The following is a 24969-nucleotide window of genomic DNA, read 5'->3' as shown; positions in this document are numbered from 1 at the left end:
CAAGGTGCGATGAGCAGATCGAGCCTCAGCCGCGTGCGGCCTGATCGGCCGTGGCTTCGATCCTTGTCCTGCTTTCAACTTCGCGGGGCTTCAGCGCCTTCGTCAAACACAGGGCGACAATGATGACCGGCAGGCAGACGAGGTAGGCGATCCTGATGCCCGCATGCTCGGCAACGAAGCCGAGCAAGGGTGGCGCCAGAAAGAACACGACGAAGGACATCTGCCCGAGGGCTGCAACGTTCAAATGGGCGGGGCGATCAGTCCGTTGTGCTGCCGCGGAAACGGCGAGAGGATAGACCGCACTGCAGCCGCCGCCCATCAATGCAAAACCGAGCAGCGCGACATAGGGGTGCGGCGCCAGCCAAACGGCACAAAGTCCTATGGTCGAGAAAATGAGCAAGAACGTTGCAACCGCACGCGCACCAAACCGGTCGACGAGCGGATCGACAAACAGTCGGGCGATCGCCATGAAGAAGGTAAATAGCGTCAGTCCAAGACCGCCGAGAAAGGGTTCGACTGCGAAAACATCTCGCATATAGATTGCTGACCAGTCGATGCCGGCGCCTTCCACCAGAAATGCGGCAATGCCGATCACGCAAAGTGGCATGAGCCCCCATGTCGGCAGCGCTATGCTTGGGCCATCCACATGCTCGGCCCCGGCACGGGCCGGCGCATTCTCAATGCCTGAGATCACGACAATGCCGACGATCAGAACGAAAGTGAATGTCAGCGCAAGATGCAGATGCATCGGCACGCCCGCTTGACGTACGGCGGAGCCGGCAAGTGCGGTCAGGAAGAATCCGAGGCTCCAGAAGCCATGCGCCCTGTTCATCACGCCGCGGCCGAGTTGCGCCTCGATGCGATCGATCTCGACATTGAGATTGATTTCCAGCGCGCCGGCCAGCAAGCCCTCACAAAAAAGGATAAAGAAAACCAGCCAGGCGGCGTTGGCCCAGGGGATGGTTGCCAGCAGAGCGGACGTGCCGAGTACCGTCAGAAACGCCGTCTTGCGCGCACCAAAGCGGGCAATCAGCGGCGAAGCGAAGGTCAAGGAGATCAGCGCGCCGATTGCGGCGCCGATCAGCGTCAGGCCGAGCTCGGACTTATTGACGGCCAGTGCGTCCTGAAGGTCGGGCAGGCGCGAGAGTAGCGCACCCATCGAGATCGCGAAGAGAAAGAAGCAGACATAGATCCGGTGTTGCGGCTGGATATGCATTCGATCGCTCCGGGATGTGATCGGTTCAGAAGTTTGACCTCAATCGCAACGGTGGCGAAAAAAGACAATTTCGAGTGGCATTTCGGAGATATATCTTGTCGGCGGCAATCGCAACAGCAACCTTAACTAGTTCCGGGCATAGACTCGGCTTCTTTTCAGGCTATAGGCCCAAATCAAAATGATCTTTTGCGAAAAAAAATGATCCAGACGCCCCGGTGATTCGGCTTACGATTTCGACTAACTATCTGAAAATTCGCGTAGTGTATTACTTCAACTGCCCTGGGTTTGGCAAAATATTCAGTTGCGAAATTGGCTCGCCACGACCCTCAACGAGAGAGTTCTGCGCCGAATTTCGCGCAAACATCGATCTTTTGAGATCACTGAATCGTTCTTTTGAGGGTCAACCGGCTAGCCGAGCAAAGGCATTTCGGCTTCCCGAATGCCGTCCTAGTACAACCGGCTATCGCTCTATTCCCTCAACGGCACGCTCCGCGCTCCACCTAACGCCGACCCCGTAAAACAGCTTGGATGACGCATCGCTCCAGCCGAGGAACTCTATGTTTTTCCGTTCATAGTAAGCCTGCAGCGTCCGGGTAGACTCCTGCCATTGCTCCCCGCTTTCCAGAGCCCTTATGACCGCAACGGACAGGTTCGCTTCTTCCGCCACCTGTTCACGCGTGTGACCCAGCATAGCGCGAGCCGCACGGAACGATATCCCGGCCTCTTCTACGTGATAATCTCTCTTATAACCTCGGACTTCCTCAGGCGAGATCGGAGCGAGCCATCGTGCTCCGGCGCGGGAAACTTCGCGCCCCACCGACGCTGCCCCAAGAAACTCGATACCCTGGCTCACGTAGAAATCGACCAATTCGAGATTGAAGCTGACCAGGGATTCAGAGGTTTCGGCTGTCGATATGTACCGATGGGTTACGTTTGCCCGCGTGGCAGCAGCGCGCTGGGAAAGCATCATCAGCGCGCGGGCGACCCTCAGGGCCTCTGGTGGTGCGGGTAACCTCATGTCGTCGAGAAGCCGACCGAGGAAAAAATTGTCAACATTATTGATTTGGGGTCTATTAATATCCCAAATGGAGTCTATAAGAATCGATATGCGATAGAAATGAGTCGCAAAGGTCCGGAGGAAAAATGTCTGACGTTGATTCGGATGATATCGGTGGTTCTGATGCGTATCGAGCTCGTCTTGCTGTCCGGCTCCGCAGGCTCGCGGATGACCTTGAAAACGTCGAACGATCTCTTGAAAGAACAGAGCGTCTTGTCCTCATCAAAGACTGGGCCATCATCAAAAGAAGTGTGCCGTGCCTCGTGGGTCGCACGATTGGACATCCTGACATCACCGACAACCGCGCAGCATGCACGACCGAGCTCTTCTATTTGGACGAAGAGCGCGGCGTGCCTCGCACGATGTCGCGCTGGTATCGGCTTGGCTCGCCAATGACACCTGATTTCTGGAGCGATAGTCTTCGAGGAGTTTAGTAGGGCGGGTCTTCCTGCGCCGGAACTAGGCAGCCTCTATACCAAATTCTGAATTCATGGAGTTATCGATGCCGAAAAACAATTCGGGCAAACGAGCACGTGTGCCTTGGCGACAGCCTATTGTTGCCGGTGAACACGTAACGGTGCCGGTATTCATGGCTTACTGCCAAATCGCCGGGGCCCTTCGGCCATGGAACAGGACGAGCAGCCGAGCTATCCTGACGCTCGTGGCCAACGATGATTTCTACCTCCCGGTATTCTCGCAGGCCGCGAGAGTGTTTGCAGAGGGGCTCTGGCCGCCGAATGAATGGAACGACTCGCGCGTTTTTGAATGGTCGGAGAAATCTGGTCGCGACGAGATGCAGGCCGAGAGGTTTCAACGTGCCATATTCTTCGCGCCGCCCGAATACCGATTGACCGACGACAATCGGCTATTTTCGGATGCGGTCATACCGTTGGGGCCACGAACGACAAGGGAAGTGGAGGCGGCATTGCGGCGGGCAGGGCTGCCAGCGGACGAACACACCGTCGATTTACTTCTCACAGAACCTTGGTCGCGCCTATCGAAGGCTTTTCAAGATCGACGCTCCTCCCTGCGAGCCCTAGAGCGTTTAAGACGCATTCCAGTGGCAATCGCAAAAGACGCCGCGCCAAAGACCGTTGGGTCTACAGGTCCCACCTTGGCGGACGTTCAGGGAAGCGGGCCCGCATTTGACTGGGGGAACAATCTAGCGAAAGACCTCGCTGATTACCGGGGTGGTCTTATCGATTGGAAAGACGTCGACAACGGAGTTTTGATATCCGGGCCGCCGGGCGTCGGAAAAACCATGTTCGCCAGCGCGCTGGCGAACACTTGTAAAGTGCCGATAATATACGGATCGGTTTCGAAATGGCAGGAGGCCGGGGCTCTCGACGAGCATCTTCGAGCCATGCGGGCTTCGTTTGCCGAAGCCAAAGCGAACGCGCCGTCGATACTCTTCATTGATGAGATTGAAGCCATCGGAAACCGGACGGATTCGGGTCGAAACGCCGGATACGCTCGGGGAGTAATTGCAGGTCTTCTTGCGCTTATGGATGGCTTCGAACGCCGGGAGGGTGTCGTCGTCGTTGCGGCCTGCAACTACCCCCGAATGGTGGACCCCGCGCTCCGACGTGCCGGGCGGCTTGATCGGCATCTGGAAATCGGACCTCCGAACACACAGTCTCGGCTAGCGATCCTGGAGTTTCATTCCGGCGTGACGCTTGAAGGCGAGGAAGCAGAAAAATTCGAACTCGCGACGGATGGCTGGGCGGGAGCAGAAATCGCGCGACTAGCAAGAGACGCGAAGCGGGTTGCGCGCCGACGGTCTGAGACCTTGTCCGCCGGGCATGTTGTCGAGCAGCTACCTTCAATGACTGCTCTCCCCGATGACTATCTTCGAGGCCTGGCTGTCCATGAAGCGGGCCATGCGCTGGTCGGATTTCAACTCGGTTTCGGGCAAATAACCGACGTCAAGATTTCCAGTTTTCGAATGGATGACGGTGTTGGCCAGGTAGGACAGGTGGAATTCCAGCGCGCGGGGCCGCGCCGCAGGACCAAGGCGACATACCTCGACGCGATTGCTGTCTCTCTTGGAGGAGCCGCGGCTGAAACCGAGGTCTTCGGATCGTTTGCAGATGGATCGTCGGGTGCGAGTACGGCGGATCTCAATCACGCAACCGACCTCGCGACTGCGATCGAGGGAGGGCTGGGTATGGGGCACACATTGGTCGTTGAGAAATTTGACGAGGAGAGACTCGCGAGGTTGCGCCTTAACAATGAAGAGCTCCGAAAACAGGTACATCAGGTGCTAGCCAGTGAGTTCGAACGCGTGAGGTCCATCATTAGGGCGCAACGCCGGGCGCTGGATGCACTGACCGAGCGTTTATTGGAGCAGAAGGCGCTCTCGGGCGACGAGGTCGTCGAAATCCTTAGGTCTTACCGAAGATCGGTTGTCAGCTTGGCGAAGCTGCCGAGGACTGGCACATGATGGTGAAGCGAACACGATCAACAAGTGATCACAAGACTCCGGGAAAGCCATCCGCGGGGTCGCTGGGTGAGGCGCTCGATCAGGTGGGGTTTCAACCACTTGGTCGAAGGATCAAAATCGGTGGAAGCGGTCCTCAAAATGATCCTGAACCGTCCAAGTGGGTCGGCCCGGTAATCGAATTTTTGTGGGCCGCATTGCCAGACCCTGCAACCCAATTCGACTACAGCGAACTCGTTTACTTCAGCGCGTGTCAGGCCGCTAGCGATGCTTTGATAGCTTTCGGTCAAGCCCTTAAAATTGCGGGTGGCGTAGAGCCGGCTGCCAACCCGACCTTGCCGGCACTCTTGCCTCGTTGGGACGACATCGCCGCCATCGTCATTCGGTTGGCATCGCAGAGCGGTCTCTTGGGATATCGACATTTCCCGGGGAGCCGGGGGCGTCCAAATCCGACGGGGCTCCTAAGGCCCAACATTCGGGCAGCCCATGGCACCGGTCCTGCCTATCTCGCGCCGGAGGCGTTTCCAGTGTTCGAAAGCCTCGGACTGGTTTTGGGCGGTCGATGGACGGACGCGGCCGAGACCATTTTGTGGCGCGACACTCCTGATGAATGGGGTTTCGATTTCACCCGTGATCGCCGCTTCACGACGGCTCGCGATGTTGCGTTGGCCATAGTCCCTGATGGGGTCGCCGAAAAGATCAAGGCCACGGCTACCATTACCGATGAGCGCATAGAAGAATGGCTCGAGGTGGCAAGGCAGCACGCGCCAACAGCAAAGACACGGGAGGACGCGCTCAAATCGCTGCAGTTCTGGAACCGCCTTAGCCTTGATAAAGTGTTCTCCAACCGCCGGCGTCTGGCCGATGGATGGCTCGAGGGCGACGAGGCTCGGCGCACACTCGTGATCGAATTCGATCCGCTGTCACTCAACATGAGACGCGAATTCGCGGCCCGGTACCTACCGGACGTTCCGTTTCTTTCAGAATAGGTGGCGACCGAACAAGAGGCCTACTGATGGCAAGGCGCGTCAATGTCGGCGCGGCAGCATCTTATTGCGTTGCCTTCGTGAATTTGGCGCATTCCCCGACAAAACACACGGTGCAAGAAAATGAAAATCTGGGTGATTTCCGATCTACACGCTGAATTCGGCGAGCCATTTCCACATCGGCCGCCTGTCGGCGTCGATGTGATAGTTTGTGCTGGCGATATCCTCACCAAAGGCATTGTCCCGAGCATAGAATGGCTCCTCCGGCATTTTAGCCGCGACATTCCAATCGTTTTTATCGCGGGGAACCACGAGTTTTATGGTGCCTCTCTTCTAGGAGGCCTCAGAAATGCAGAAATTGCGGAAAACTATCCATACCTGCATTTCCTAGAAAACGACGTCGTGGAAATCGACGGCGTGCTTTTTGTCGGCGGAACCTTATGGACCGATTTTGGTCTTTTCGGGCGCGAGCCGTCGCTGGCGATGGCGGCGGCGGAAAATGGCATGAACGACTACAAGCGGATCAAATATTCGACGACTCCGTTTCAGCGGTTCCGCCCCATCCACGCTTTTCGAAAGCACGCGGAGACCAGGGATTTCATCTTTTCGGAATTGCGGAAACGAATGGGCCAAAAGACGGTTGTCGTCTCGCACCACGCACCGTCGCCCCGCTCGATATTGTCGGCTTATCGAGACGATCCTCTAACGTCGTGCTACGCTTCCGACCTCGAAGACCTCATCCTTGAGACGCTACCTACCGTTTGGATCCATGGTCACGTGCACCATAGAAACGACTACCAAATCAGCGATACGAGGGTTGTTTCGAACCCGCGGGGGTACCCGGGTGAGAAGACGGGATTTGATCCCGATTTCACTCTGGAGATTTCTTAGCGCCGGGATTTGAAAGAAGGGCGTGTTGCCTCGGCGGTGACCATCTTGGACCTAGCACCAAGGATTCATAGCGCGAGCGGTAGCGAGCTTCCCGACTACGAAGATAAGTCGGTGTCTAGCCGTTGTTAATCGATCCCATTTGACAATGCCTCCTCAAGAGGTGACAGTTCGATATCAACGCCCGCGCGGCGACCGCAATGGGGTTCTCTCCTAGTGGCCGCTTCGCGGGCTTTTCTTTGAGAAATAGCTTGTGGGATTTGCTATCGAATCCGGCAAGACGAGGCACGGTTTATCCGGCGACGTGATCTGGCGGCGGATCGCTTAGCTATCGATAAAAGGAGGTCTGTTGATGCGCGAAGCAGATGGGACAACAGAAGTTTCAGACGCAAAGGAGCCGATGGCCGACAGTGAAGCCAACGATCCTGCCGTAGCAGTCTTTCTGCGCGGCCGTGGCGGTCGGAAGGCGCAGCGTACTGAACAGGACTATTCCTTGGGAGACGGTGTGATCGAGCGCCGGAAAGACGAGACGCCCTGATCTTAAAAGCAATACCGCTGGCTGCAAATTACCGGATCAACACTGAGTCAAAAGCTCCAGAATTACATATGCATAGTAGCTAGCCGCCAACAGAAGGCAGGACTGTAATCAGATTAAACCCACATCGCCGTTGCGCCGGTTCAATTCAGTGGGGAAAATTGTTTAGGTTCGATTAGGTAACGTTCAAATGATCAACGCACGAGATGGGAAGCGGATTCGAAAGCTGAGAGTTCAAGTGACGGATTTCGCGATGCAAGTTGTGGCCTCTCCAGTGGGATGCACAAAAGAACCGATTCCAATCCAGCTAATATGGTCTTCGATATCGCGTGGTGACACCGAAAGCCTTCGCTACTGGATCGACTGGGCTGCAATGCATGTGCAAAACAAGGCCAAATGGCGATCGACGATCAATGCTGCCAAGACCCTGCTCGATATATGGCTGGCTGTGGAAAGAAATCATGGCGCGGGCTGCCTGCTGGATATTGATCAGACCCTTAGACTTTACGCAGGACGACCTGAAACCGAGTCCGTCGTGGCCAACGCGCGAAGATTCATTTCGCAACAAGGCCAAGCAAACCGCGACGAACTAGTAAAGCTTACCTTTGCGGATCAAGTCCCGGACGAGGCCTTTCTACAGGCAGCCTGAGATGATCGATTATATCGCTCAGACTGTCAGTGACGAAAACAGGTACGTGAAGACCCTCGCGTATCGAAAATGAATATTTGCCATCATCGGCTTGGTTCAGATCGAGTTCACGTTCGCCCAACAACGCTTTCAATAGCTTCTCGTTGTCGAAGAAGTGCTTTTCGAGAATTTTTACGCCTGCGGCTATGAGCATTCTTTGTTGATTTTCGGCTTTCTCGAACATTTGGTTCTGTTCTCGCCTGATGTGAGCGAAAGCTTTCTGGAAACCTATTTCTCCCGACCCAAACTCGGTCATCACACCATCCACAAGAGCAGAGAAGACCAGTTCACCATCGGAAATTCTTGCACTAAATCCCATTATGTTTCCGCTGCTTCTACTAGATGTGGACATTCCGCGTTGGTCTTAGAACAGGGGGATTAATGCGCAGTTATCGAAAATGGCCGCCTTCAAAGGAACGATCGTGGATGTCGATAAAGACCTCAACCTTCGCGAATACAATTAGTCAATTCTCCTCTGGCGATCAGCGTCGTCGGAGGAGGTAGGGGCCAATTTCTCAAGATTTTCCGCTCTAGGTCTGGCGGGATCAGGTTCCAGTGCGAGGGAACGATCGTATTTGGTCGGCATGCGGTCGTCGATGATGTGTGCATTGGCAAATCTGCCGATCACACTGCTTGCGCTTTGCGATCTGATCGCGCCTTCTCTCCGATCGCGTACTCCACGAGAGAGGGATAGCCAGAATTGCGTGGTGGGTGCCAGACCACTCAGACCGGCAGGAAATCGAAGTACGCCTTTGGAAGATCATCGAAGTGGATGTTTCGTTCGGTCGCCGCTTCACGAACGGATTTGATGCGGGAGCCGGCATCACTTGCGCTGAAATCGACCGAAAAATCCGCGCGCTGGCGAATTCCATCAACGGCCAAGCCCCTATCGCGGATCGGGCGACGGCGCGCACCGCGGTCGCTTGTTCCATGATGTTGAAGTGGCGTGGAATGGAGTTCGCCCGGCTCGGGGAATCTCGATGGCTGACGAAAATCACCAGCTGAGGCGAGGCTCCGGGCCAAGCGCCATGTAGCGGACGGCAGTCCCGGAATGTCGCTCTATCCAATCACTTTGAAGCAGGCACCGCGGCTCGTCGTACGAAGCCTGCGCGTCCCGACGATCGTGCAGAACTACGTCGCCGCTGTACGGGCCACTTCTGTCGTCGTCATCGAATGTGGAAAACATAGGTTCATGGATGTCGTCTCCGTGCCGTACCTGAAACCAGTAGCCATGCGCGGCAGAGCTATTCGCAAGCTCCGATAGCTTGATTGGTCCTGTCCTCGGCCCTCGGAAAACGAGTTCCCCGCTGTAAACACCGAACTTGCTGTAGGATAGCTCTCTAAGAACCCACTTTTTGGATGGATCCGAAGCTTCGTCGGTAACGATCGCATTATAGGCCGAAACTAATCGCGGTGTGATTTCCGCTATCTCTACTGCCTCCACGAGAGCTTCGGCGAACTCGTGGCGAAAGGGAGTGTGCGCCTCTGAAGGGAAAATATCGGTGTCGTAGGCGGGTTGTTGGTCCGACGCCGCAACAGTAAACAATTTCGTGACAATGATCGGGATGTCGTCTTCGTTGTTGTCTTCAGCGGGGAACCAGATGGCACCCTGCAACGGCGTCAAGCCACAGTTTTCATGGGCGGAGTTTCCCCGCCTCGTAATCTTGGCGGCTTCCTTTTTCAGAAACTCGCAAATCTCCTTCGGCGACGTCGTCTCAAGAGCCAACATGCCCATGAAGCCCTCGTCGGGGCTGTCGTAGTCAAACATTTCGAGCATGTAGCGCCGCGACGATATCGAGCCGTCCGTCGAGATGACATGGACGACGTACGGCTCAAAACGCGGCCGCTCGTTGTAGTCCAAATGATACCAGACACCTGTAAATACGACGCGGTCGTCGGGGGCTTTCCTCAGGCCGCCTACGGTTTCGAGGATCGAGTCCTCGTAGTTGTCGATCAGCTCGGCGAACGCCGGATTGTCGCTCGGAAGGCCGAACATGTACCGCGTTATCTTGTTTCCGATCACTTCGATGGCCGCATCCGGTCCCGTAAACATCAGCTGCGCACCGTAAACCGGCCCCTCTGCCTGGGTGCCGTTTTTATATCGTTCTGGGAAAGCGCCTGTTGCGAGGGTGAAGACTTCAGAGGGCGTAGTCATTGGGCTCCTATGGACGCGTTCGCTCCCCCCGGAATCATTCCCAGGATGGGCACAGCATCTTGCTGATCGGTGGTTTGATGGTCGACCCCACTACGAGTTCGCCGCGACCGTTATGGAATGCTCGCCCGGAAAAATGGGGCTGGCAAGAGGGAAAACGGTTTAATGGAATTCAGTGAAGCGAGGGGCAGACAAGGGACACCCTTGGGGTCGCAAGAATACTTGTGTCTTGGTTTATTGCCTCAGCGAGCGGACCTTGTCTGAGAAGTGCTGGACTGGCGAACTCTGTGGCATGCTATATGGTTTCCCGCATGAACACCGACGTTTTTCCCAATCCAACCCTCCGTGATCTGGCATATGAAATCGGTCAGGTTCAAATCTACTGGTGCTTCCTTGAGAACGAGATGCGCCGCCAACTCGAGGAAGCAGGCCTGCAAGGACGATTGGCCAAGGGTGCCGTTATCACCCACTGGAGAGCTTACATGAGTGAGGCCGCGGCCGGTTCAGCAAGAAGCTGGCTCATTGACTATCTCACTGCCGTGGAGAAGGTTTCGAGAGCCCGGAATCTTCTAGCGCACGGTATTCAATCTGTTGCTGCCAATCCTTGGGAGACGGATAGCGCAGTGGTGGTCTGCGTAGGTCCCGATGGCTCACGGCACAACCTTTCGATTGAAGCGATCCGCGGGTTGGCGGCGGAAATCGATAGTGTACGGCGGTCGCTGCGTGGGGTCGCGCTCGTTTAGGACAGTCGCCTGCCTCACAGACTAAGCATCTCTAGGTTTTCGTTTCATTGGCACATTAGAAGCCAAGCGGCTCCACACGCGTGCAGCCTTCCTCCCCGCGGCCTTCGTCTGTGACGGTTACGAGGCCAGGACCTCGAGCAAGCCCAGCAATTCGGCTTCGACCGCGACAGGGTGTACTGCCGCTTCCCGCATGACCTCAAGGCACGCCCTTGCCCTTGCCGGTTGACGCAGGTTGCGGAAGCCGTGCTCAAGATCGTAGTCAGCTTCTGCGAGCGAGACGATCTCATCCGAAAATCTGGAGTCGATCCATTCGCGCACGCGGTTTCCGTTTTGTGGAAGCTTGGCTCGTTTCTCCTGGAGCAGTTCGATCTTTGATCTGATAGCCCCACCCAGCTCGATGCGAAACCGCTCGGTCGCCTCTTCAAGCTCGACCATCTCAAACGTACAAAACGGCCCAAAATGACCTTGTTCCAGAAGGCTCATGCTGCTAGCCGAGCCTCTGCTACGCGTGTGTAAGAGGTGGAACAGCGTACTGGTGGAACCTGCGCGATGGATGTGGCTCCGCCAATCGACGCCTGGGTTCGTCGGATCGACCATACATTGGTCTACCCAGCCTACACGTCTCGATAGCTGTTCATTGGGGGATGCAGGTGGCATTCCCTTGGCCGGTAAGACTCTCAAACTCGACGGAATCGAAATGGCTAAGTTTGTCTCCTCCATCCCAGCCGCCATGCTGGTTGTTTCTCTTGTCGGCTCGGCCATGCCTGCCTCCGGACAGGAGTGGCGAAGGCACGATTATGACTCTCCGCCGCCACGTCACCACCACCATGGCGACGGAGGCGCGATCGCCGGCGGCATCGCTGCAGGCGTCATCGGCGGCTTGATTGGCGGTGCAATCGCCAACAGCAATAGCGGTCCGCGCTACATCGATCCACCGCCGCCGCCCCCGCCACCGCGCTGCTGGTACGAGGATCGCCAAGTGGCGAATGCATACGACGGTGGTTGGCACAACGAAACCGTGCGGGTTTGCCAGTAACCCTCCAGCGCGTCGATACCCGACGATAAGCGCGAACGTCACGTATGCGACGAAAAGGTTGACCCCTAATAATTGTGGGTTGGGCTTTGCGCAGACAGGACTATTTTGACCAGGTTGGCTGATTTGCCGGATGCTCAAAATTATGGGCACCCCCATTCGTGCAAGTCAGCCACATACCCTGGTTTTCGGGCTACTGAGCGGTGGCATCTTTACTCTCTGAGCAATTCCATGATCCTGCCCGAACCGGAAGCGAAATGGGTCTCGATCAATTCGAGACGACAGATGGGATCACCACTGCGGATCAGGTGACCCTAGAACGGGATGGCGTAAAACCCGATAGCCTCTTCCAACTCGGTTTGCTCGTATTGGAAGTGCGAACGGACCACCTTGTATAACAGCTCGAACGTCTTCTTTGTGCTGGCGAACGTTTCAGGCCCTGGCTGATCCCGCATCTCGATCACATTGTGCGCTAGATTCTCAAGCAGGCGTGCGACTACAAGGTGCTCCTCGGCGAGACGTTCGATCACCCGCTTGAGTCCGGCGCTGCCGTTCTCTTCAATGATCGGGAAGATCTCGGTATCCTCTGAGGTATGGTGGAAGTCGAGAAACTGGCATTCCCGGCCGCATAGGTTTCCAAACTGCCTGTAGTTGTTTGCCAACTCCATGGATGAGATCTGGTTTGCCAAGTCACCGAGCAATGCTTCGCCCGCCGCCACCTTCTCCATCATTTCCCTGGTTTCGTCCAAAGCAGCGATATGCATGTCGTGAATCATGGCCAACTTCTTGCCGGCCTTGCGATGAGTTGGCGTAGCGCCCGGAATGGGCGGCGCTTTCGGCCGAGAGTTTTCGTCTAGCAAGTCGAAAATGTTCATGCGCTTGATTATTTCGTGAGACGTTCCAGAGGGATGCCGTGGTATCCGCGCGTGCACATGTGCGAATCGGTGGGCCTACAATCAAGCATCTAGTTTGCTGATCTGACAGGAGCAACTTGTCCGATGAGCGAAGTGCCACTGGCCGAGCATGATGCGAGCCAAACAAAGCTTCACCTGCCTCCGATTCATGTCCTTGGTACGTGCAGGTACGCGAGATGCCGCGCGAATAACAGCGGCATGACACTAAAAGTTGTTGCCAACCTTCGGGCATTTGATAATCTAAGTGGCGAGGGACCTTATCAAAATAAGCATATATCTCGGAATCGGTAGATCTATTGATCTCCCGTCAATATCCGGCGGGCGCTTTTCGGTGTGTCCGAATGCAGTTTGTTGTCTAATGTTTGCAGGGGAGTGCAATGAGACTTTGGCGTTTTCTCATTTTCTTCGTTTTACTACTCACGTCTTGTGACGCCGCTATGGCGGCTGATTTCAACGATGATTTCAACAAGCCGCTCGGCAAGGGCTGGTGTGATTGCCAAATCGACAACAACAGATTGCCCGTCACCTTCACAACCGATCCCGAAAATAAGTCAAATAGTGTCGCGCACATTACAGTCGACGCGGGAAATCTCGGTGGGCATCGCTGCAAGCCCGCTTGCGGTGTGACACTATTTTCACTCGGTCCGGAGATCGGTTCTGAAGCTACACTAGGGCCGATGCTTGTTTCACCGACCGGGTTGAAGTGGTCCCCGCAAACGCCCAAGCCTGATCCGTATTGCACCCCAACGATTGTAAAAAAAGCCAAGGGTATTGAAGAAGGCCTCTGCATCCAGCGGCAAGAGCTTCGCGTCGACGAGTCTTTCGCTCAGGACTCTACCAAGCCGCAACTCTATTCGCTCCGATTCAGAATGCCAGCCAAAGTCGGAAACACAACGGATTCAATACGGTGGGTGGTGGCGCAATGGAAAGCCGAGCCAGCAATCACCGAAAAAGGTGAGGACGCGAGTCCATTTCTTGCACAACGTTACGACGACGGCATTTTGAACGTGACCGTCCAGGACCGATCCTGCAGGTGCCTCATCGCCTCGGCATCACGTTCGAACCTCAACTACCCCTGGAACGATGGGAAGGCGCAATATTGTCAGCGGACCGACAGCGAACCGGGGAAAGCGGAGTCCTGTGCGGCGAGCCTGATGCTGGAGTACGGGAAAAAGCCGGTCCTTACGTCTCCCGCAGGCGAGTGGACCGAAATGTCATATCGAGTTCAGGCAGGTCCCGAAAACGATTCCGTCGTGGAAGTTTATCAAGACGGCCGCTTCATCGTCAGGGCCACCGGACACATCGGCTATGACGCCCCCGGAAAGTCGAAACAGAAAACCAAATTCAAGATTGGCCACTACAGGGACTACATCCCATCGACCGACGTTATGGACCTCGATTGGGTTCGGATCAAGCAAGTGAAATAGCTCCACCGTTCGCCCCACGCTGTCGGAGATTTTCTGATGACGACACACGAAGACAACGACTTCGATTTTGCATCCCTTTCGGTGAAAGACCTCATCGAGGCACGTGACCTTTTCCACTTTCATTTGATGAGCAAGGCCAACGTAGTTGGAACCGCGATCGGTCTCTATTTGATCCGCGACAAGGAAGATTGGCCGACGAAACGAGGAGAAGGCGCGAAACCCAAGAACAAGAAAACCTACCCGAGGACCTTCGACAATTCTGAAGTGAGAGACTATTCGTGGCCATGCATAATAGTGTTGGTGAGGGAGTGGCTTGAGCCCGCTGACTTTGGACAGCGGAACCGCCCCGCCGCGACGGATATCTTGCCCAAAAGGGTCTATCTTCCCGATGGAAGGATCGTTCCGATCTGCGTCGTCGTTGCACCTCCAGTTCCCCAGTCGCAGGCTCTGCCTACGAAAGCGGTCTCTTGGCCAAGTTCGGGCCTGGGCGGGGGCTTGCCGCTCCGTGTCACCACTCAAAACGAAGATCATTTCGGAACGATAGGCTGCCTGGTTTCCGACGGTAGCACGACGTATGCACTTACCGCACGGCATGCCTGTGGAGAGCCTGGTACTCCAGTGTATGCGAGGCTTAGAACGGGTGACGTGAAGATAGGTGAGAGCTCAAAACTGCAGATTACGCGTGAGCCGTTTTCCGAGATCTACCCCGCCCTGCCAATGAGACAGACCTGGCTCGGCGTTGATGTTGGGCTGGTGCGTCTCGATGACACGCGGTTGTGGACGTCGAACATTTACTTCCTGCCCAAAATCAAGCCGATCTTCGATGTCTACGAGCAGAACCTTTCGCTCAGGAAGCTTATCGACCAAGGAGTAGTGGCGGTCGGCGGGGCCTCGGGCGTGCTCAAGGGCAAAATCAAGGCGATGTTCTATCGATATAAATCGGTCGGCGGGTTTGACTTTGTCTCCGACTTTCTGATCGCTCCTCATGAGGGCAGCATGGCACACCACGGCGATTCCGGCGCGGTTTGGCATCTTCAGATTTCCGGCAAGAACGGAGACAAAAAACTGCCTCTCGTAGAGCAAGATCTGCGTCCTGTTGCCGTCGAATGGGGTGCGCAGGTCTTCGCCGGATCCGGAACGCGGTCCACCTTTTCGGTTGCGACGAGCCTAAGCAACGTCTGCAAACTGCTCGATGTGGAATTGCAGATTGACGCCAACGAAGGCGTGTCTGGCACTTGGGGTGACACAGGGCACTATACGATCGGGTCGCTTGCGATTGAGCTGGTCCAGGATCCGACGCTCAAAGCTTTCCTACTCGCCAATTCCGACCTTATCAGCGTCCCGCTGGATCGCCTCGCGAACGAGCAGACGCAGGCCGAGATGATCGCCAGCGGGTTTGTGCAGCTCGCCGACGTCCCGGATATCGTTTGGAAGAAATATGCTTCGCCTCACCTGACTGCGAAAGGCAAAGACATTGGCGTGAAAGGTGGCAGGGACGACCGGCCCGGTGCCGGTGGTCGCTCGACCGGCCGGAGCATCCCAATCATCATTTCGATGCAGACATGCCATGGAGGGGACATCAGACCTTTATCGAAGCATGGCGGTCAGATAGCGGCGTCCTAACCGCCGAAAACGTGAAGCAGTACTTCCTGGACAACGGCACTAAGTCGGTTCTCGAAATGGGACTTTTGCCATTTCGCGTCTGGCAGTTCTTTGAGCGGATGAAAGCCTTCGCAGCCGCGGATCCGGCGAGATTTTTGGCGGCCGCAGGCACGTTTGCCCACTTTGTCGGCGATGCTTCCCAACCGCTGCACGGTTCGCATCTGAGCGACGGCGACAAAGCAAAAGCGCCTGATATTCCTCGCCTCAGCGACCATAAAGACAAAAATGGAAACCGCCCTCCCGCCCATCGTGGAGAAGGAGTACATTCCGCGTTCGAAACCGGCATGATTTCTTGGGCAGCAAATCATGGGCTGCTCTTCGACCAAATTCGCGCGAAGCTTGACTCCACGGTTGATTGGCCAGCCATCACCACCGGAAAACAAGCCGCCGAGGCGACCATGGCACTGATCGAGAAAGTCAGATCGCACCTGTCGCCGACGGTGATCATTGACGCGTATGAAGATACCTTTCGTCCAGGATCTCCTCCTCATAGCAAGGCTCTCTGGCAGGCGATCGGGCCGGAAACCGGATTGGTTATGGCAGAGGGCGTAAAGTTGCTGGCAACGTTGTGGGAGCAAGCTTGGCTGGCAGGAGGGGGGAACGCCAACCCGGGCCGCCTCGATACCGGAATCTTGCGGTCGCTCTATGAAAATCAGAACTTCGTGAAGTCGGTGTTCATAGACGAGATCATGCACGAGATCGCCCATCCCTCTGACAACCACTAAAATCATGATCTAGTCCGAGTGAAAGTGCGCGGACGATGGCAAAGTGGAGGGCTACATGAACAGACCCATAGTCTCGGCAACGATGGCCTTTTCATTGCTGTTCGCTGCGCATTTAGCGAATGCTGCCGGCGACGCTTTAAGTCCAGTTGCAATCCTTAGGCCGCAACCGTCCGCATCTACTGAAGCTGACGAAGCGACCAAGGTGAGTGGAGCCGCGTGCACGACGGACCAGGAGACGTGCTTGCTCGTGGGGGACGAGTACCGGTACGCGCTGACGTTCGAGATTGCCGGCGACAACCTCGTGCTCAAGGACCGTGTGTTCCTTGTGACTAAGAAGGACAAGAACGGGAAAAAGATCAAAGAAGCGGATACCGAGGGCATCTCGTTTAGCGACGGCATCTTCTATCTGGTGGGCTCTCACGGCCGCAACAAAGAAGGTAACAAAGGGGATCCCCGATACTTCGCGTACCGTGTTCCCGCAACTGCACTGAAGGGCGGCGATTTGGGGTCGGAAGACGACATCTCCCACTCGGTGGAGGTCAGCAGTCGGCTAGAGGAAATCCTCAAACAAAAGAAGGCGCTGAAGGACGCGAATAAATTGGCTCCAGAAAAGGGCGGCACGAATATAGAAGGCATCGCCGTCTTGGGAGACAAATTCTTCGTCGGATTCCGGGGGCCACTTCTGGACGGCGAGGCGGTCATCGGAGAAGCCTCGGTAAAAGAAATTTTCGACGGTGCTCCCGGCGATTTTGAGTTACATCCAGTCGATCTCGGGAAGGGCCAGGCCGTTCGAGATCTGGCCGCGTACAAAAATGACGTGCTGATTTTGGCGGGTCCGCAAGACAGGGATGGCGGCAAAGCCGCTGTCTACAAATGGACTCCCGGTGGCGAAGCCGTGAAATTGGCAGAACTCGATCCTGCAGGTTCACCAGATCGCCAGCCAGAAACGTTGATGGTTCTCGAAACCTCCGAGGACGCCGTTCGATGCCTGGTGTTCGACGATGGAGACAAATCTGCCAATCCCCGGATTTACGAGATCCCTGTAACCCCCTGATAGCCCGCGGAAGCCACGGATCAAACCTTTCGCCTTGGAGGGATGCGCTTGGATTCCTAGTTTTGGTCGCGCTTTTGCGGATGGCGATTTGGTGTCATCGACAAAGCCTAGCGACGCGTGCGGTTCAATCGCTCCTACATTCCCACTGCGTGGATCGCCGGGAGCCGATTATACAAGAAACTCCTGATGGAAGATGGCAGTCTATTCCCGTCGACCAAAGGATTTCCCCTCTCCGTCCTGGTTGGCCAATAGGCGCTCGAGCCTTCTAAGCGCGAATGGTCCTCCCAAGGCATTCGCCATGCGGCCTCACGTTATCTCCTCCCGCCGAAACGTGGGGCCGCCATTTTTTATCGAGCTATCCCGCGTTCGGTAGAACGACCTAGAACTCTGGCGACCGCGACCCTGTGAGCGACAAGACCGGGTAGGTCACGGAAACTCTCTTAACCTTGGCATTCTAGTCGGCATCTCATTCTCGTGATTTAAGGCAACCAAGCGACCGAGCAAATGCAGATCTGAACTTTGGGCGGGGAAATCATACATACTAAGAGCCGCAAGGTTCAGTTCGCTTCCATACTGAGCTTCGGCTTCGTTCATACGCTCTCCCGGTGAAAGGTCGCGGTAGTCTAGGGTAAGGTCTATGAACCGAAGTGACGAGCAGACTTCTTGGAAGCGCGGCGTCGGATCGGTACAGATCATGGCGTTGCCATCGATTTGCTTGAATCCCGCTGGCCACGGAAAGGCATTCATTGCCCAATCAGTCTTCCTGGTGTTTGAGGGGCTAAAATCGCTGGTGTGTGCCTTCGTCCATGTCTCGAACATTCGCGAAGCGACCATCGCAGCAGCATATTGGTCGCCGTCGAACACGATCCATCCTTCTCCCACGGTAATTTCTTTCGGTAGCCTGCGCAGGCCGATCGGAAATCTGCCGGCTCGAAAGACCCAGCGAAACACTCCCGACGTGACGGGATCGTCCATGAACATCAGCCGGTTGATGCCCATATGTTCAGGGCGTGTTTCTCTGCGTTCTCGAAGGAGCTCAAAGGCCTCACCGCCTTCAAGCAGCGCAGTGTGAACGTCAATGGTTGACAGTGCTACTGCCGGTCGGATTTCCCGGTCTCCTTTTACCCCAGTCGGCATTATGGTTTTTGCTCTCGCGGCCAGCGGATGATCAGGAAATTTTTCGGCCCAGTCATTCCAAGCGCTACGATCAATCACGAGACCAGGAGATTGGACCGCTCTCAGAAAAACGGTACTTTGCTGCCAGCTAAAGCGTTGTGGGACACCTAGCGGCAACATGTCGCTCGGAATCGCCACTTCGGGACGACCGCGTACTGCAGCGAGTATACATCTCTTTATGGTGCCGATATCGGAGTATCGCACGGCTTGAACTCCGGCCTCGGCCATACGCAGTAGTGTTTTCAGGGAAGGTGATTCAGCGGTGACGAGAAGCCGAAGTCCAATTTCTAGGTCTACAAGCGTTTTCAGATGAGGGAATTCCATGGACTCTAGGGCAGCTGGGAAATCGCTATCACCAATAAACCACTGGACTTCCTTCATTTTCAGCTCGCTGAGCGCGCGCGAGACTACTCCCATTGCTAGGTCATCGATACCCTCCTCGCGGAGATGGCTTGCCCAGATTTCGTAGATCCCCGTCGGCGTGGGTTGACGTTTTGTGGAAGGGCTCACGGCCGATCTGATCGATCCGCGTACTGTTAGCTTTGGCTCGTCGGATGCCTCCACCGCTTCGGATGGAACCGTATGTCGATCAGCTCCATTCCCCAAATAAGTGACGGTTAGACAAGATCGTCCCTTTCTGTCTAATTCACGATAAAAACGTTGAAGTGAGTTGGGACCGGACAGCAATAGAAGACAAGCCTGCACGAGTTGAAGAGCAGTGCGTCTTGTGAGTGATGTCGATCGATCGGCTAGATAGAATGGTGAGCGCACGGCTGAAGTATCGAGACAAAGGGCTCTAATTCGTTTCCCGAATATCCCACGTTCATTGCTGAGGCTCAGAAGCGCAGAAGGGGCGTGCTTCGGCAGCGTGGGGGTAATGAGCATTGGTAGGCCAAGACGATCGATCAGGGCGCTTACCTGCTCAAATTCGAACTGATCCCTACCGGTCAAGTCGTCGTCTAGTATTACTACCGCGAGGCTGAAAGAATCTGGCTCGGAGGCTTCGAGGTCGGCTATCGTGGTTCTTACAAAAAGCCTACTCGGCCAATTGGTGTCCAGTATAAAATGTGGCCGACCGGCGTCTTCCATCAACGTTCGGCCAACCTGTTCACTTAGCCTGCCAATGGCGATCACGGCGATTGGCTTGGGCCGATATTGAGCGACCAGGGTTCCGTCCTCGATACGGCCTCTTAGTGCAAGGCGGCCCAGAATTTGTGAAAGTTCGGCTAGTAGGTTGATCGCTTCACGATCATCGCCCAAACGGAGTATAGGAGCAATGTCCTCTGGATTGAACTCTTGCGATCCTGGAAGCGAGACTTCGACAATCGTGTCGCTCTCGGATTTTGCGACCCGAATATAGCGGAGGGCCTCTAGGGCCATCACCGACGCATTGCGCTGTACTAATTTACGCCTGAGATGGGTTTGGATTTGGCCTCGAAAGTAGGTTCCCAGCGCCCAGGACTCAGCTTCGCTGTGAGTGAAGTTTTTGGAGATACGGTCATACGCAGCTTTGACAGCCCGCGGCCGATCTTTTCCGCCGAAGTCCCTCACGAGGTCAACTGCCGTGAAAGGATAGTCGCGCAACAACGCATCAAACGCCCATGCAGCTTCTGCTAGTAAGTGTTGCCGCGTGCCATACAGAATCTGGCCCTCGAGCAACAAGACATCCTTCCAAGGATCGCCGATCGACAGCAATGGCCAGTCTTCATCATCGTTATTGAACCAGAAGGCGTCTCTAGGCGTGACAGACACGAAATCCGCAACCGTTGACGTTCCCCCGCCTTCGACTAGGGAAATTGGTACGAATACTTCATTTGATTTGCCAACCGCAGTATACAGACCGGTACAAAAGCCAGTATTTTCTCCGGTTAGGGGCTCGTAGCCAATCAGTTTCATCGATCGGTAGCTTGAGGTCATGGTTTGCTCTTCTTGAAATGGGCCAGAACCAACGCATTGATCTCGGGTCGAAAATCAGCGGGGGTTCGAGTGCTCTGCCAATCGTATGGCAATACCGTCAGGTCCTGCGCTTTTAATCGATCGATGAGTTTGGTATTCTTGCTACCGTCTTTCCCCTCCAGAAATTGCTGCGGCAATATAACGAGTTGAACAGCTCCCTTGAGGTCGAGGTGGCCTTCCGTCGCAATTTCGATCGCCGATGCCCGATCATCGTATGTCCCGGGATTGTTGACGCCCCGATTTGCTTGGTTTGCTATCGCGACATAGCTGTGCGTCGCCTGATCGAAGGCGGGCACGTCGTCCGACAACCCGGGTTTAAGCCGTCCCTCGAAGTAATCATCCACTGTTTCGAAAGCAAATCCCAGCTGTTTGCGAGCGCTCTCATAGGTGCCTTCAAGCATGTAGTCCCGTATGCCGAGATGCGGATCTGCGCTGGCGTAGAAGCCCGCTTTGGCGGCACCCGTATCAAAGGGATAAACCTGCGTGGGCTTGACGCGGGTCGGATCCACAACGAAAACGCACGGATATCGGGAAACGTAACGTGATGTCTCTCCCTCGTCGTGTATGCGATACGCTGGGCGACCGAGGAAAAAATAGAGAAGATCGCGTCCAAAGACCTTGCACCACCTAGCTTGAAGCTGGCCAGAGACTATTATTGCTTCGCCGATGCCCATTTCGGTGACGTGGACCAGGGGTAGGGCGTCGCCCATCGGGCTGGTGGACACTCGCTCACGCAGATCCGTCTTCGGGTGGCTCGGCCCGTTCATCGCCATTGGCTTTCGTGCCATTGTTAAGAACCCTCCAAAATTTGCTGTGTCTAATGAGCGAGTTTGATTGCGAGAATCAGAGTATCTTTCGCACGCAGAGATAGCACTATTGCGTGCCCGGGCGCGAGCTTCTGGTGGAGGATGCGGCAACTTTTCAATGCTGTGATCACAGTGTGGAGAGAAAAATCGACTAAATACCCAGGGCCTTTTCCAGGGCCATTATGTTAGAGCGCACGCGTATGCGGTATCCGATATCCTTGCTCATCTCGCCCCCGTAAATGGCACTGGAACCTTGCGTCCTCAGTTGGCAACTTATTCGCCCGCTCCGCTAAAAAGCACGGAAAGGGGCTAATGGGATTCCCCGTCGCTGTTTGACGATCGACTGCCTCTTCGGGCGATGCGGTCTTGTACGAAGCTCCCTCCGCAGAGGCAGAAGAGTCCCGAGAATACTCGCGCGTTCGTGCCGCTGCCGGATCGTTCAAGAAACAAATCCAACACCGACGCAAGTTCTCGAATTGAAGTTCAACGATGTCGTCGTCCGAAATCTGAAATTCTGGGTCAGATGGCTGGCATCGGATCGGAGAAGAGAACGATGATCAATAATCTGCATTCGCGTCGAAATTTCTTGAAAGGCACTGTCTTGGCGACGGGAGGGTTGGTGCTCTCGGTCCAATTGCCACGGCTTGGAAGGACGGCCGCAGCCGGACAGGAAAACCAGAAATCGTTCTTTCCGAACGCATTCATCAAAATCGACGATGACGGCATCACTCTGATCATGGCTCATCATGAGGTCGGCCAAGGCATCTTCACGTCCAGCACCATGTTGATTGCCGAGGAACTCGAGGTTGGGTTGGATCAGGTCAAGCTCCAACCAGCGCCTCCGGACCTCTCGAAGTATCTTGATCCACTGCTCTACGATCAGTCGACAGGTGGCTCTACCTCGACGAGGGCTGACTGGGTGCGTTTGCGACAAGCGGGGGCGGCCGCACGAACTATGTTGGTGCAGGCCGCGGCCTCCGAATGGTCGGTCCCAGTATCAGAATGTCGTGTCGAATCCGGGGTAATCCATCATGAAGCGTCACGGCGCTCAATGAGTTACATCGAAGCCGCGCCAAAAGCAGCGCTACTCCCCGTTCCGGAAAATGTGGTGTTGAAGGAGCCCTCTGAATTCAAAGTCATCGGCACCCGCGCCAAACGTCTGGACACGCCGCATAAGGTGAACGGTTAGCGCGATCTACGGCATAGATATCATCGTTCCCGGCATGAAATTCGCGACCTTGGCAATCAGTCCGGTGGTTGGCGGGCATATCTCGAAGATGAACGAAGCGGCAGCGCTCGCCGTGAAGGGCGTCCACGATATCGTAAAGTTGCCATATGCCGTCGCTGTGATTGGAGACCATATGTGGGCCGCCAAGGCAGGTATCGACGCACTCGAGATCGAGTGGGAGGCAGGTCCCAATGGTGCGGTGAGCCTGGATTCGATCGTCGCGAAGCTGGAGCAGGCTTCACAACAGCAAGGCGTGATCATCCGCAACGAGAAGGATGCCGCCTCTGTGATCTCAAATTCGGCGGTGAAACTTTCGGCGGTGTATGAGTCGCCATTCCTCTCGCATTCCCCGCTAGAGCCCCTCAATTGCACTCTCCACATCCAGGACGACAGAGCGGCGATATGGGTCGGCACCCAGGTTCCGGTCAGGGCGCAGAAAGCCGTCGCCGACGCGACCGGGCTGCCGCAAGACAAGGTCTTCGTAAACAACCAGCTTATCGGTGGCGCATTCGGACGCCGTCTCGAAGTGGACTCCATCGAACTCGCAGCCAGACTTCTCAAAGACGTTCGGTATCCAGTGAAGCTCGTGTGGACCCGCGAACAGGACATGACACACGACTACTATCGTCCCTACTATTACGATCGTGTCGCCGCGGGACTGGATAAGGACGGTCGTCTGGTCGGCCGAACGCACCGTGTGACAGGGTCATCGATCTTTGCACGTTACGCGCCTGCAGCCTTCATAAACGGCGTCGATCCGGACGCCGTCGACTGTGCATCGGAGACGCCCTACGACGAAGATGCCGTTTTCGCTGACTACGTCCGCACCGAGCCTGATGGCGTGAACACGAGCTGGTGGCGCGGAGTCGGCCCGACACACAATCTTTTCGTTGTTGAAAGCTTCGTGGATGAAATGGCAACGGCCACGAAGCAGGATCCCGTCGAATTCCGACGCAGGATGCTAACCAGAAATCCGCGCGCGCTGGCGGTGTTGAATCTTGCTGCGGAAAAAGCTGGTTGGGGCGATAAGCTTCCGCCCGGACGCGGGAGGGGTGTTTCGCTTCAGTCGGCGTTCGGAAGTTACCTGGCACATGTATTGGATATCGAGATCACGAAGGATGAGGTGAAGCTTCTTCGATCGGTCATCGCCGTTGATTGTGGCATCGTCATCAACCCGGATACGGTCGAAGCTCAGATGCAAGGTGGCGTCATCTTCGGCCTGAGCAGCGCGATGTACAATCGGGTGACGTTCACCGACGGGGCAGTCGATCAGACCAATTTCGACATGTACCGAGCGCTTCGCATCAACGAAATCCCGAAGATAGAGATCTATCAAATCAAGAGCATGGAGAACCCGGGCGGTGTCGGTGAGGCGGGAACTGCGGCCGTAGCAGGAGCACTTGCCAACGCGATCTTCGCGGCGTCGGGAAAACGCATTCGCTCGCTGCCACTCGCCGACGCGGCGCTGAGCTAGCAGCAGAGATTGAGAGACGGAGAGGGCTTGGCCGGAGCCCGTCTCGTCTCTCAGACTTTGTAAAACCCAACCGGCTCAAGCCGTGCCCGATGCTGGCATTTCTCCTTCAACATCAATCGAGATATCCAAATGAAACTCTACACGCACCCTGGAGCGAGCTCGCTCTCGGTCCATATCTTGTTGCGCGAGACGCGCCTGCCGTTTGACCTAGAGGTCGTCAACGTCACGGCCAAGGTTCGCGCGGACGGTTCCGATTACTGGACGGTTGCCCGACGCGGAATGGTACCGCTTCTCGAGCTGGACAACGGTGACAAGCTTACCGAGAACCTCGTCATTGCCCAGTACCTCTGCGATCGCGCGGGGCGTCACGACCTGATGCCGGAAGCTGGGACCATGCAGCGCTATCACGTCATGGAATGGCAGAGCTATGTCGCTGCCGAACTGCACAAGAGCTTCGTGCCAATGTTTTGGCCGATAGACGACGAAACACGGGCGCTTGTCTTCGAGCGTATCCAGAGCCGTCTGGGGTTCCTGGACGAAGGCATGAAAGGTCCTTTCCTGACCGGCGAGACCTTCACAGCCGCAGACGCATATCTTTTCGTAATTGCCAGCTGGACACGATTTTTTGCGATTCCCACCGATGCGTACCCACGCGTGAACAATTTGCTCAAGCTCGTCTCGCAACGACAGTCGGTCCGGGACGCCCTCCAGGCCGAAGGGCGCGGGCTCGTGGTTATCGACGATCTTGAGCCCACCCCGTAATCGGGAAAAAGAATATCGGCGGCGATGTTGCCATCGCCGCCGAGCGC

At 55.7% G+C, this 24969-nt stretch carries 22 protein-coding genes and 1 pseudogene; 15 read left to right on the top strand and 8 right to left on the bottom strand.

The features are described from left to right. Positions 1–25: 25 nt before the first annotated feature. Both LVY75_05250 and LVY75_05245 read right to left on the bottom strand, forming a co-directional pair. Positions 26–1216: an MFS transporter gene (locus LVY75_05250; GenBank protein ID XAZ19566.1), complete on the bottom strand. Its 1191-nt coding sequence runs from the start codon at positions 1214–1216 to the stop codon at positions 26–28. A 460-nt stretch (positions 1217–1676) separates the two neighbouring features. Further along, entirely contained in the window at positions 1677–2186 is a 510-nt protein-coding gene (locus LVY75_05245) for a helix-turn-helix transcriptional regulator (protein XAZ19565.1), read from the bottom strand. Positions 2187–2359: 173 nt separating this feature from the next. Between LVY75_05245 and LVY75_05240 the strand changes: the two genes are divergently transcribed. From LVY75_05240 to LVY75_05215, 6 genes are all read left to right on the top strand, one after another. Next, positions 2360–2707 carry a hypothetical protein gene (locus LVY75_05240; GenBank protein ID XAZ19564.1) on the top strand — a complete coding sequence of 116 codons (348 nt, stop codon included), beginning with the start codon at positions 2360–2362 and terminating at the stop codon, positions 2705–2707. A gap of 68 nt (positions 2708–2775) precedes the next feature. Next, the gene (locus tag LVY75_05235; protein ID XAZ19563.1) at positions 2776–4716 is read left to right on the top strand and encodes an AAA family ATPase; all 1941 of its coding nucleotides are present in this window, start codon (positions 2776–2778) and stop codon (positions 4714–4716) included. Further along, positions 4713–5702: a hypothetical protein gene (locus tag LVY75_05230; protein XAZ19562.1), complete on the top strand. Its 990-nt coding sequence runs from the start codon at positions 4713–4715 to the stop codon at positions 5700–5702. Before LVY75_05235 ends, LVY75_05230 begins: the two co-directional genes overlap by 4 nt. Positions 5703–5822: 120 nt before the next feature. Then, positions 5823–6590 (top strand): metallophosphoesterase, encoded by a 768-nt coding sequence (locus LVY75_05225; GenBank protein XAZ19561.1) that lies wholly within the window; start codon positions 5823–5825, stop codon positions 6588–6590. 349 nt (positions 6591–6939) lie between these two features. Beyond that, positions 6940–7125: a hypothetical protein gene (locus LVY75_05220; protein XAZ19560.1), complete on the top strand. Its 186-nt coding sequence runs from the start codon at positions 6940–6942 to the stop codon at positions 7123–7125. A gap of 187 nt (positions 7126–7312) precedes the next feature. Continuing rightward, positions 7313–7771 (top strand): hypothetical protein, encoded by a 459-nt coding sequence (locus tag LVY75_05215; GenBank protein ID XAZ19559.1) that lies wholly within the window; start codon positions 7313–7315, stop codon positions 7769–7771. Here LVY75_05215 and LVY75_05210 read toward each other — a convergent pair. After that, positions 7722–8129 carry a hypothetical protein gene (locus LVY75_05210; protein XAZ19558.1) on the bottom strand — a complete coding sequence of 136 codons (408 nt, stop codon included), beginning with the start codon at positions 8127–8129 and terminating at the stop codon, positions 7722–7724. The two genes, LVY75_05215 and LVY75_05210, sit on opposite strands and share 50 nt — an antisense overlap. A gap of 449 nt (positions 8130–8578) precedes the next feature. On the opposite strand from LVY75_05210, the gene LVY75_05205 reads away from it, so the two are divergent. Beyond that, entirely contained in the window at positions 8579–8815 is a 237-nt protein-coding gene (locus LVY75_05205) for a hypothetical protein (GenBank protein ID XAZ19557.1), read from the top strand. Here the strand turns inward: LVY75_05205 and LVY75_05200 are convergent. Beyond that, a complete protein-coding gene (locus LVY75_05200) occupies positions 8805–9965 on the bottom strand; it encodes a hypothetical protein (protein ID XAZ19556.1) in 1161 nt (386 codons plus the stop codon). The genes LVY75_05205 and LVY75_05200 overlap by 11 nt on opposite strands. A 308-nt stretch (positions 9966–10273) precedes the next feature. Here LVY75_05200 and LVY75_05195 point away from each other — a divergent pair, with 308 nt between their 5' ends. Then, a complete protein-coding gene (locus LVY75_05195; GenBank protein ID XAZ19555.1) occupies positions 10274–10705 on the top strand; it encodes a hypothetical protein in 432 nt (143 codons plus the stop codon). Between the two features lie 117 nt (positions 10706–10822). Here the strand turns inward: LVY75_05195 and LVY75_05190 are convergent, their stop codons facing one another. Beyond that, complete coding sequence (locus LVY75_05190) at positions 10823–11188, bottom strand: hypothetical protein (GenBank protein XAZ19554.1); 366 nt, start codon at positions 11186–11188, stop codon at positions 10823–10825. A gap of 214 nt (positions 11189–11402) precedes the next feature. Between LVY75_05190 and LVY75_05185 the strand changes: the two genes are divergently transcribed. Further along, positions 11403–11741: a hypothetical protein gene (locus tag LVY75_05185; protein ID XAZ19553.1), complete on the top strand. Its 339-nt coding sequence runs from the start codon at positions 11403–11405 to the stop codon at positions 11739–11741. A 311-nt stretch (positions 11742–12052) separates the two neighbouring features. On the opposite strand, the gene LVY75_05180 is transcribed toward LVY75_05185, so the two are convergent. Then, positions 12053–12613: a hemerythrin domain-containing protein gene (locus LVY75_05180; protein ID XAZ19552.1), complete on the bottom strand. Its 561-nt coding sequence runs from the start codon at positions 12611–12613 to the stop codon at positions 12053–12055. Between the two features lie 416 nt (positions 12614–13029). Here LVY75_05180 and LVY75_05175 point away from each other — a divergent pair, with 416 nt between their 5' ends. From LVY75_05175 to LVY75_05160, 4 genes are read left to right on the top strand one after another with little or no spacing between them, the layout of a single operon-like run. Then, the gene (locus LVY75_05175) at positions 13030–14079 is read left to right on the top strand and encodes a heparin lyase I family protein (protein ID XAZ19551.1); all 1050 of its coding nucleotides are present in this window, start codon (positions 13030–13032) and stop codon (positions 14077–14079) included. Positions 14080–14115: 36 nt separating this feature from the next. After that, positions 14116–15702 carry a hypothetical protein gene (locus LVY75_05170; protein XAZ19550.1) on the top strand — a complete coding sequence of 529 codons (1587 nt, stop codon included), beginning with the start codon at positions 14116–14118 and terminating at the stop codon, positions 15700–15702. Between the two features lie 11 nt (positions 15703–15713). Beyond that, positions 15714–16466, top strand: a complete 753-nt coding sequence (locus LVY75_05165; GenBank protein ID XAZ19549.1) for a hypothetical protein — start codon at positions 15714–15716, stop codon at positions 16464–16466. A 55-nt stretch (positions 16467–16521) separates the two neighbouring features. Next, positions 16522–17520, top strand: coding sequence for a DUF3616 domain-containing protein (locus LVY75_05160; GenBank protein ID XAZ19548.1), 999 nt, complete (start codon positions 16522–16524; stop codon positions 17518–17520). Between the two features lie 426 nt (positions 17521–17946). Here the strand turns inward: LVY75_05160 and LVY75_05155 are convergent, their stop codons facing one another. Both LVY75_05155 and LVY75_05150 read right to left on the bottom strand, forming a co-directional pair. Next, positions 17947–20613, bottom strand: a complete 2667-nt coding sequence (locus LVY75_05155; protein XAZ19547.1) for a hypothetical protein — start codon at positions 20611–20613, stop codon at positions 17947–17949. Continuing rightward, complete coding sequence (locus tag LVY75_05150) at positions 20610–21440, bottom strand: hypothetical protein (protein ID XAZ19546.1); 831 nt, start codon at positions 21438–21440, stop codon at positions 20610–20612. Before LVY75_05150 ends, LVY75_05155 begins: the two co-directional genes overlap by 4 nt. A 571-nt stretch (positions 21441–22011) precedes the next feature. On the opposite strand from LVY75_05150, the pseudogene LVY75_05145 reads away from it, so the two are divergent. Next, positions 22012–24160 (top strand): annotated as a pseudogene (locus LVY75_05145) (molybdopterin-dependent oxidoreductase). 129 nt (positions 24161–24289) lie between these two features. Next, positions 24290–24922 carry a glutathione S-transferase N-terminal domain-containing protein gene (locus tag LVY75_05140; GenBank protein XAZ19545.1) on the top strand — a complete coding sequence of 211 codons (633 nt, stop codon included), beginning with the start codon at positions 24290–24292 and terminating at the stop codon, positions 24920–24922. Positions 24923–24969 lie beyond the last annotated feature (47 nt).

It is taken from the genome of Sinorhizobium sp. B11, from assembly GCA_039725955.1.
Lineage (GTDB): Bacteria > Pseudomonadota > Alphaproteobacteria > Rhizobiales > Rhizobiaceae > Rhizobium.
This window is presented reverse-complemented; position numbering and strand designations above follow the sequence as displayed.

Excerpts from the sequence above, each read along its gene's own strand:
- LVY75_05185 (XAZ19553.1), top strand. The coding sequence starts at position 11,403 with ATGGCTAAGTTTGTCTCCTCCATCCCAGCCGCCATGCTGGTTGTTTCT.
- LVY75_05215 (XAZ19559.1), top strand. The coding sequence starts at position 7,313 with ATGATCAACGCACGAGATGGGAAGCGGATTCGAAAGCTGAGAGTTCAA.
- LVY75_05235 (XAZ19563.1), top strand. The coding sequence starts at position 2,776 with ATGCCGAAAAACAATTCGGGCAAACGAGCACGTGTGCCTTGGCGACAG.
- LVY75_05250 (XAZ19566.1), bottom strand. The coding sequence starts at position 1,216 with ATGCATATCCAGCCGCAACACCGGATCTATGTCTGCTTCTTTCTCTTC.
- LVY75_05160 (XAZ19548.1), top strand. The coding sequence starts at position 16,522 with ATGAACAGACCCATAGTCTCGGCAACGATGGCCTTTTCATTGCTGTTC.
- LVY75_05150 (XAZ19546.1), bottom strand. The coding sequence starts at position 21,440 with ATGGCACGAAAGCCAATGGCGATGAACGGGCCGAGCCACCCGAAGACG.
- LVY75_05195 (XAZ19555.1), top strand. The coding sequence starts at position 10,274 with ATGAACACCGACGTTTTTCCCAATCCAACCCTCCGTGATCTGGCATAT.
- LVY75_05210 (XAZ19558.1), bottom strand. The coding sequence starts at position 8,129 with ATGGGATTTAGTGCAAGAATTTCCGATGGTGAACTGGTCTTCTCTGCT.
- LVY75_05190 (XAZ19554.1), bottom strand. The coding sequence starts at position 11,188 with ATGAGCCTTCTGGAACAAGGTCATTTTGGGCCGTTTTGTACGTTTGAG.
- LVY75_05175 (XAZ19551.1), top strand. The coding sequence starts at position 13,030 with ATGAGACTTTGGCGTTTTCTCATTTTCTTCGTTTTACTACTCACGTCT.
- LVY75_05240 (XAZ19564.1), top strand. The coding sequence starts at position 2,360 with ATGTCTGACGTTGATTCGGATGATATCGGTGGTTCTGATGCGTATCGA.
- LVY75_05225 (XAZ19561.1), top strand. The coding sequence starts at position 5,823 with ATGAAAATCTGGGTGATTTCCGATCTACACGCTGAATTCGGCGAGCCA.
- LVY75_05220 (XAZ19560.1), top strand. The coding sequence starts at position 6,940 with ATGCGCGAAGCAGATGGGACAACAGAAGTTTCAGACGCAAAGGAGCCG.
- LVY75_05230 (XAZ19562.1), top strand. The coding sequence starts at position 4,713 with ATGATGGTGAAGCGAACACGATCAACAAGTGATCACAAGACTCCGGGA.
- LVY75_05170 (XAZ19550.1), top strand. The coding sequence starts at position 14,116 with ATGACGACACACGAAGACAACGACTTCGATTTTGCATCCCTTTCGGTG.
- LVY75_05245 (XAZ19565.1), bottom strand. The coding sequence starts at position 2,186 with ATGATGCTTTCCCAGCGCGCTGCTGCCACGCGGGCAAACGTAACCCAT.
- LVY75_05155 (XAZ19547.1), bottom strand. The coding sequence starts at position 20,613 with ATGACCTCAAGCTACCGATCGATGAAACTGATTGGCTACGAGCCCCTA.
- LVY75_05180 (XAZ19552.1), bottom strand. The coding sequence starts at position 12,613 with ATGAACATTTTCGACTTGCTAGACGAAAACTCTCGGCCGAAAGCGCCG.
- LVY75_05200 (XAZ19556.1), bottom strand. The coding sequence starts at position 9,965 with ATGACTACGCCCTCTGAAGTCTTCACCCTCGCAACAGGCGCTTTCCCA.
- LVY75_05140 (XAZ19545.1), top strand. The coding sequence starts at position 24,290 with ATGAAACTCTACACGCACCCTGGAGCGAGCTCGCTCTCGGTCCATATC.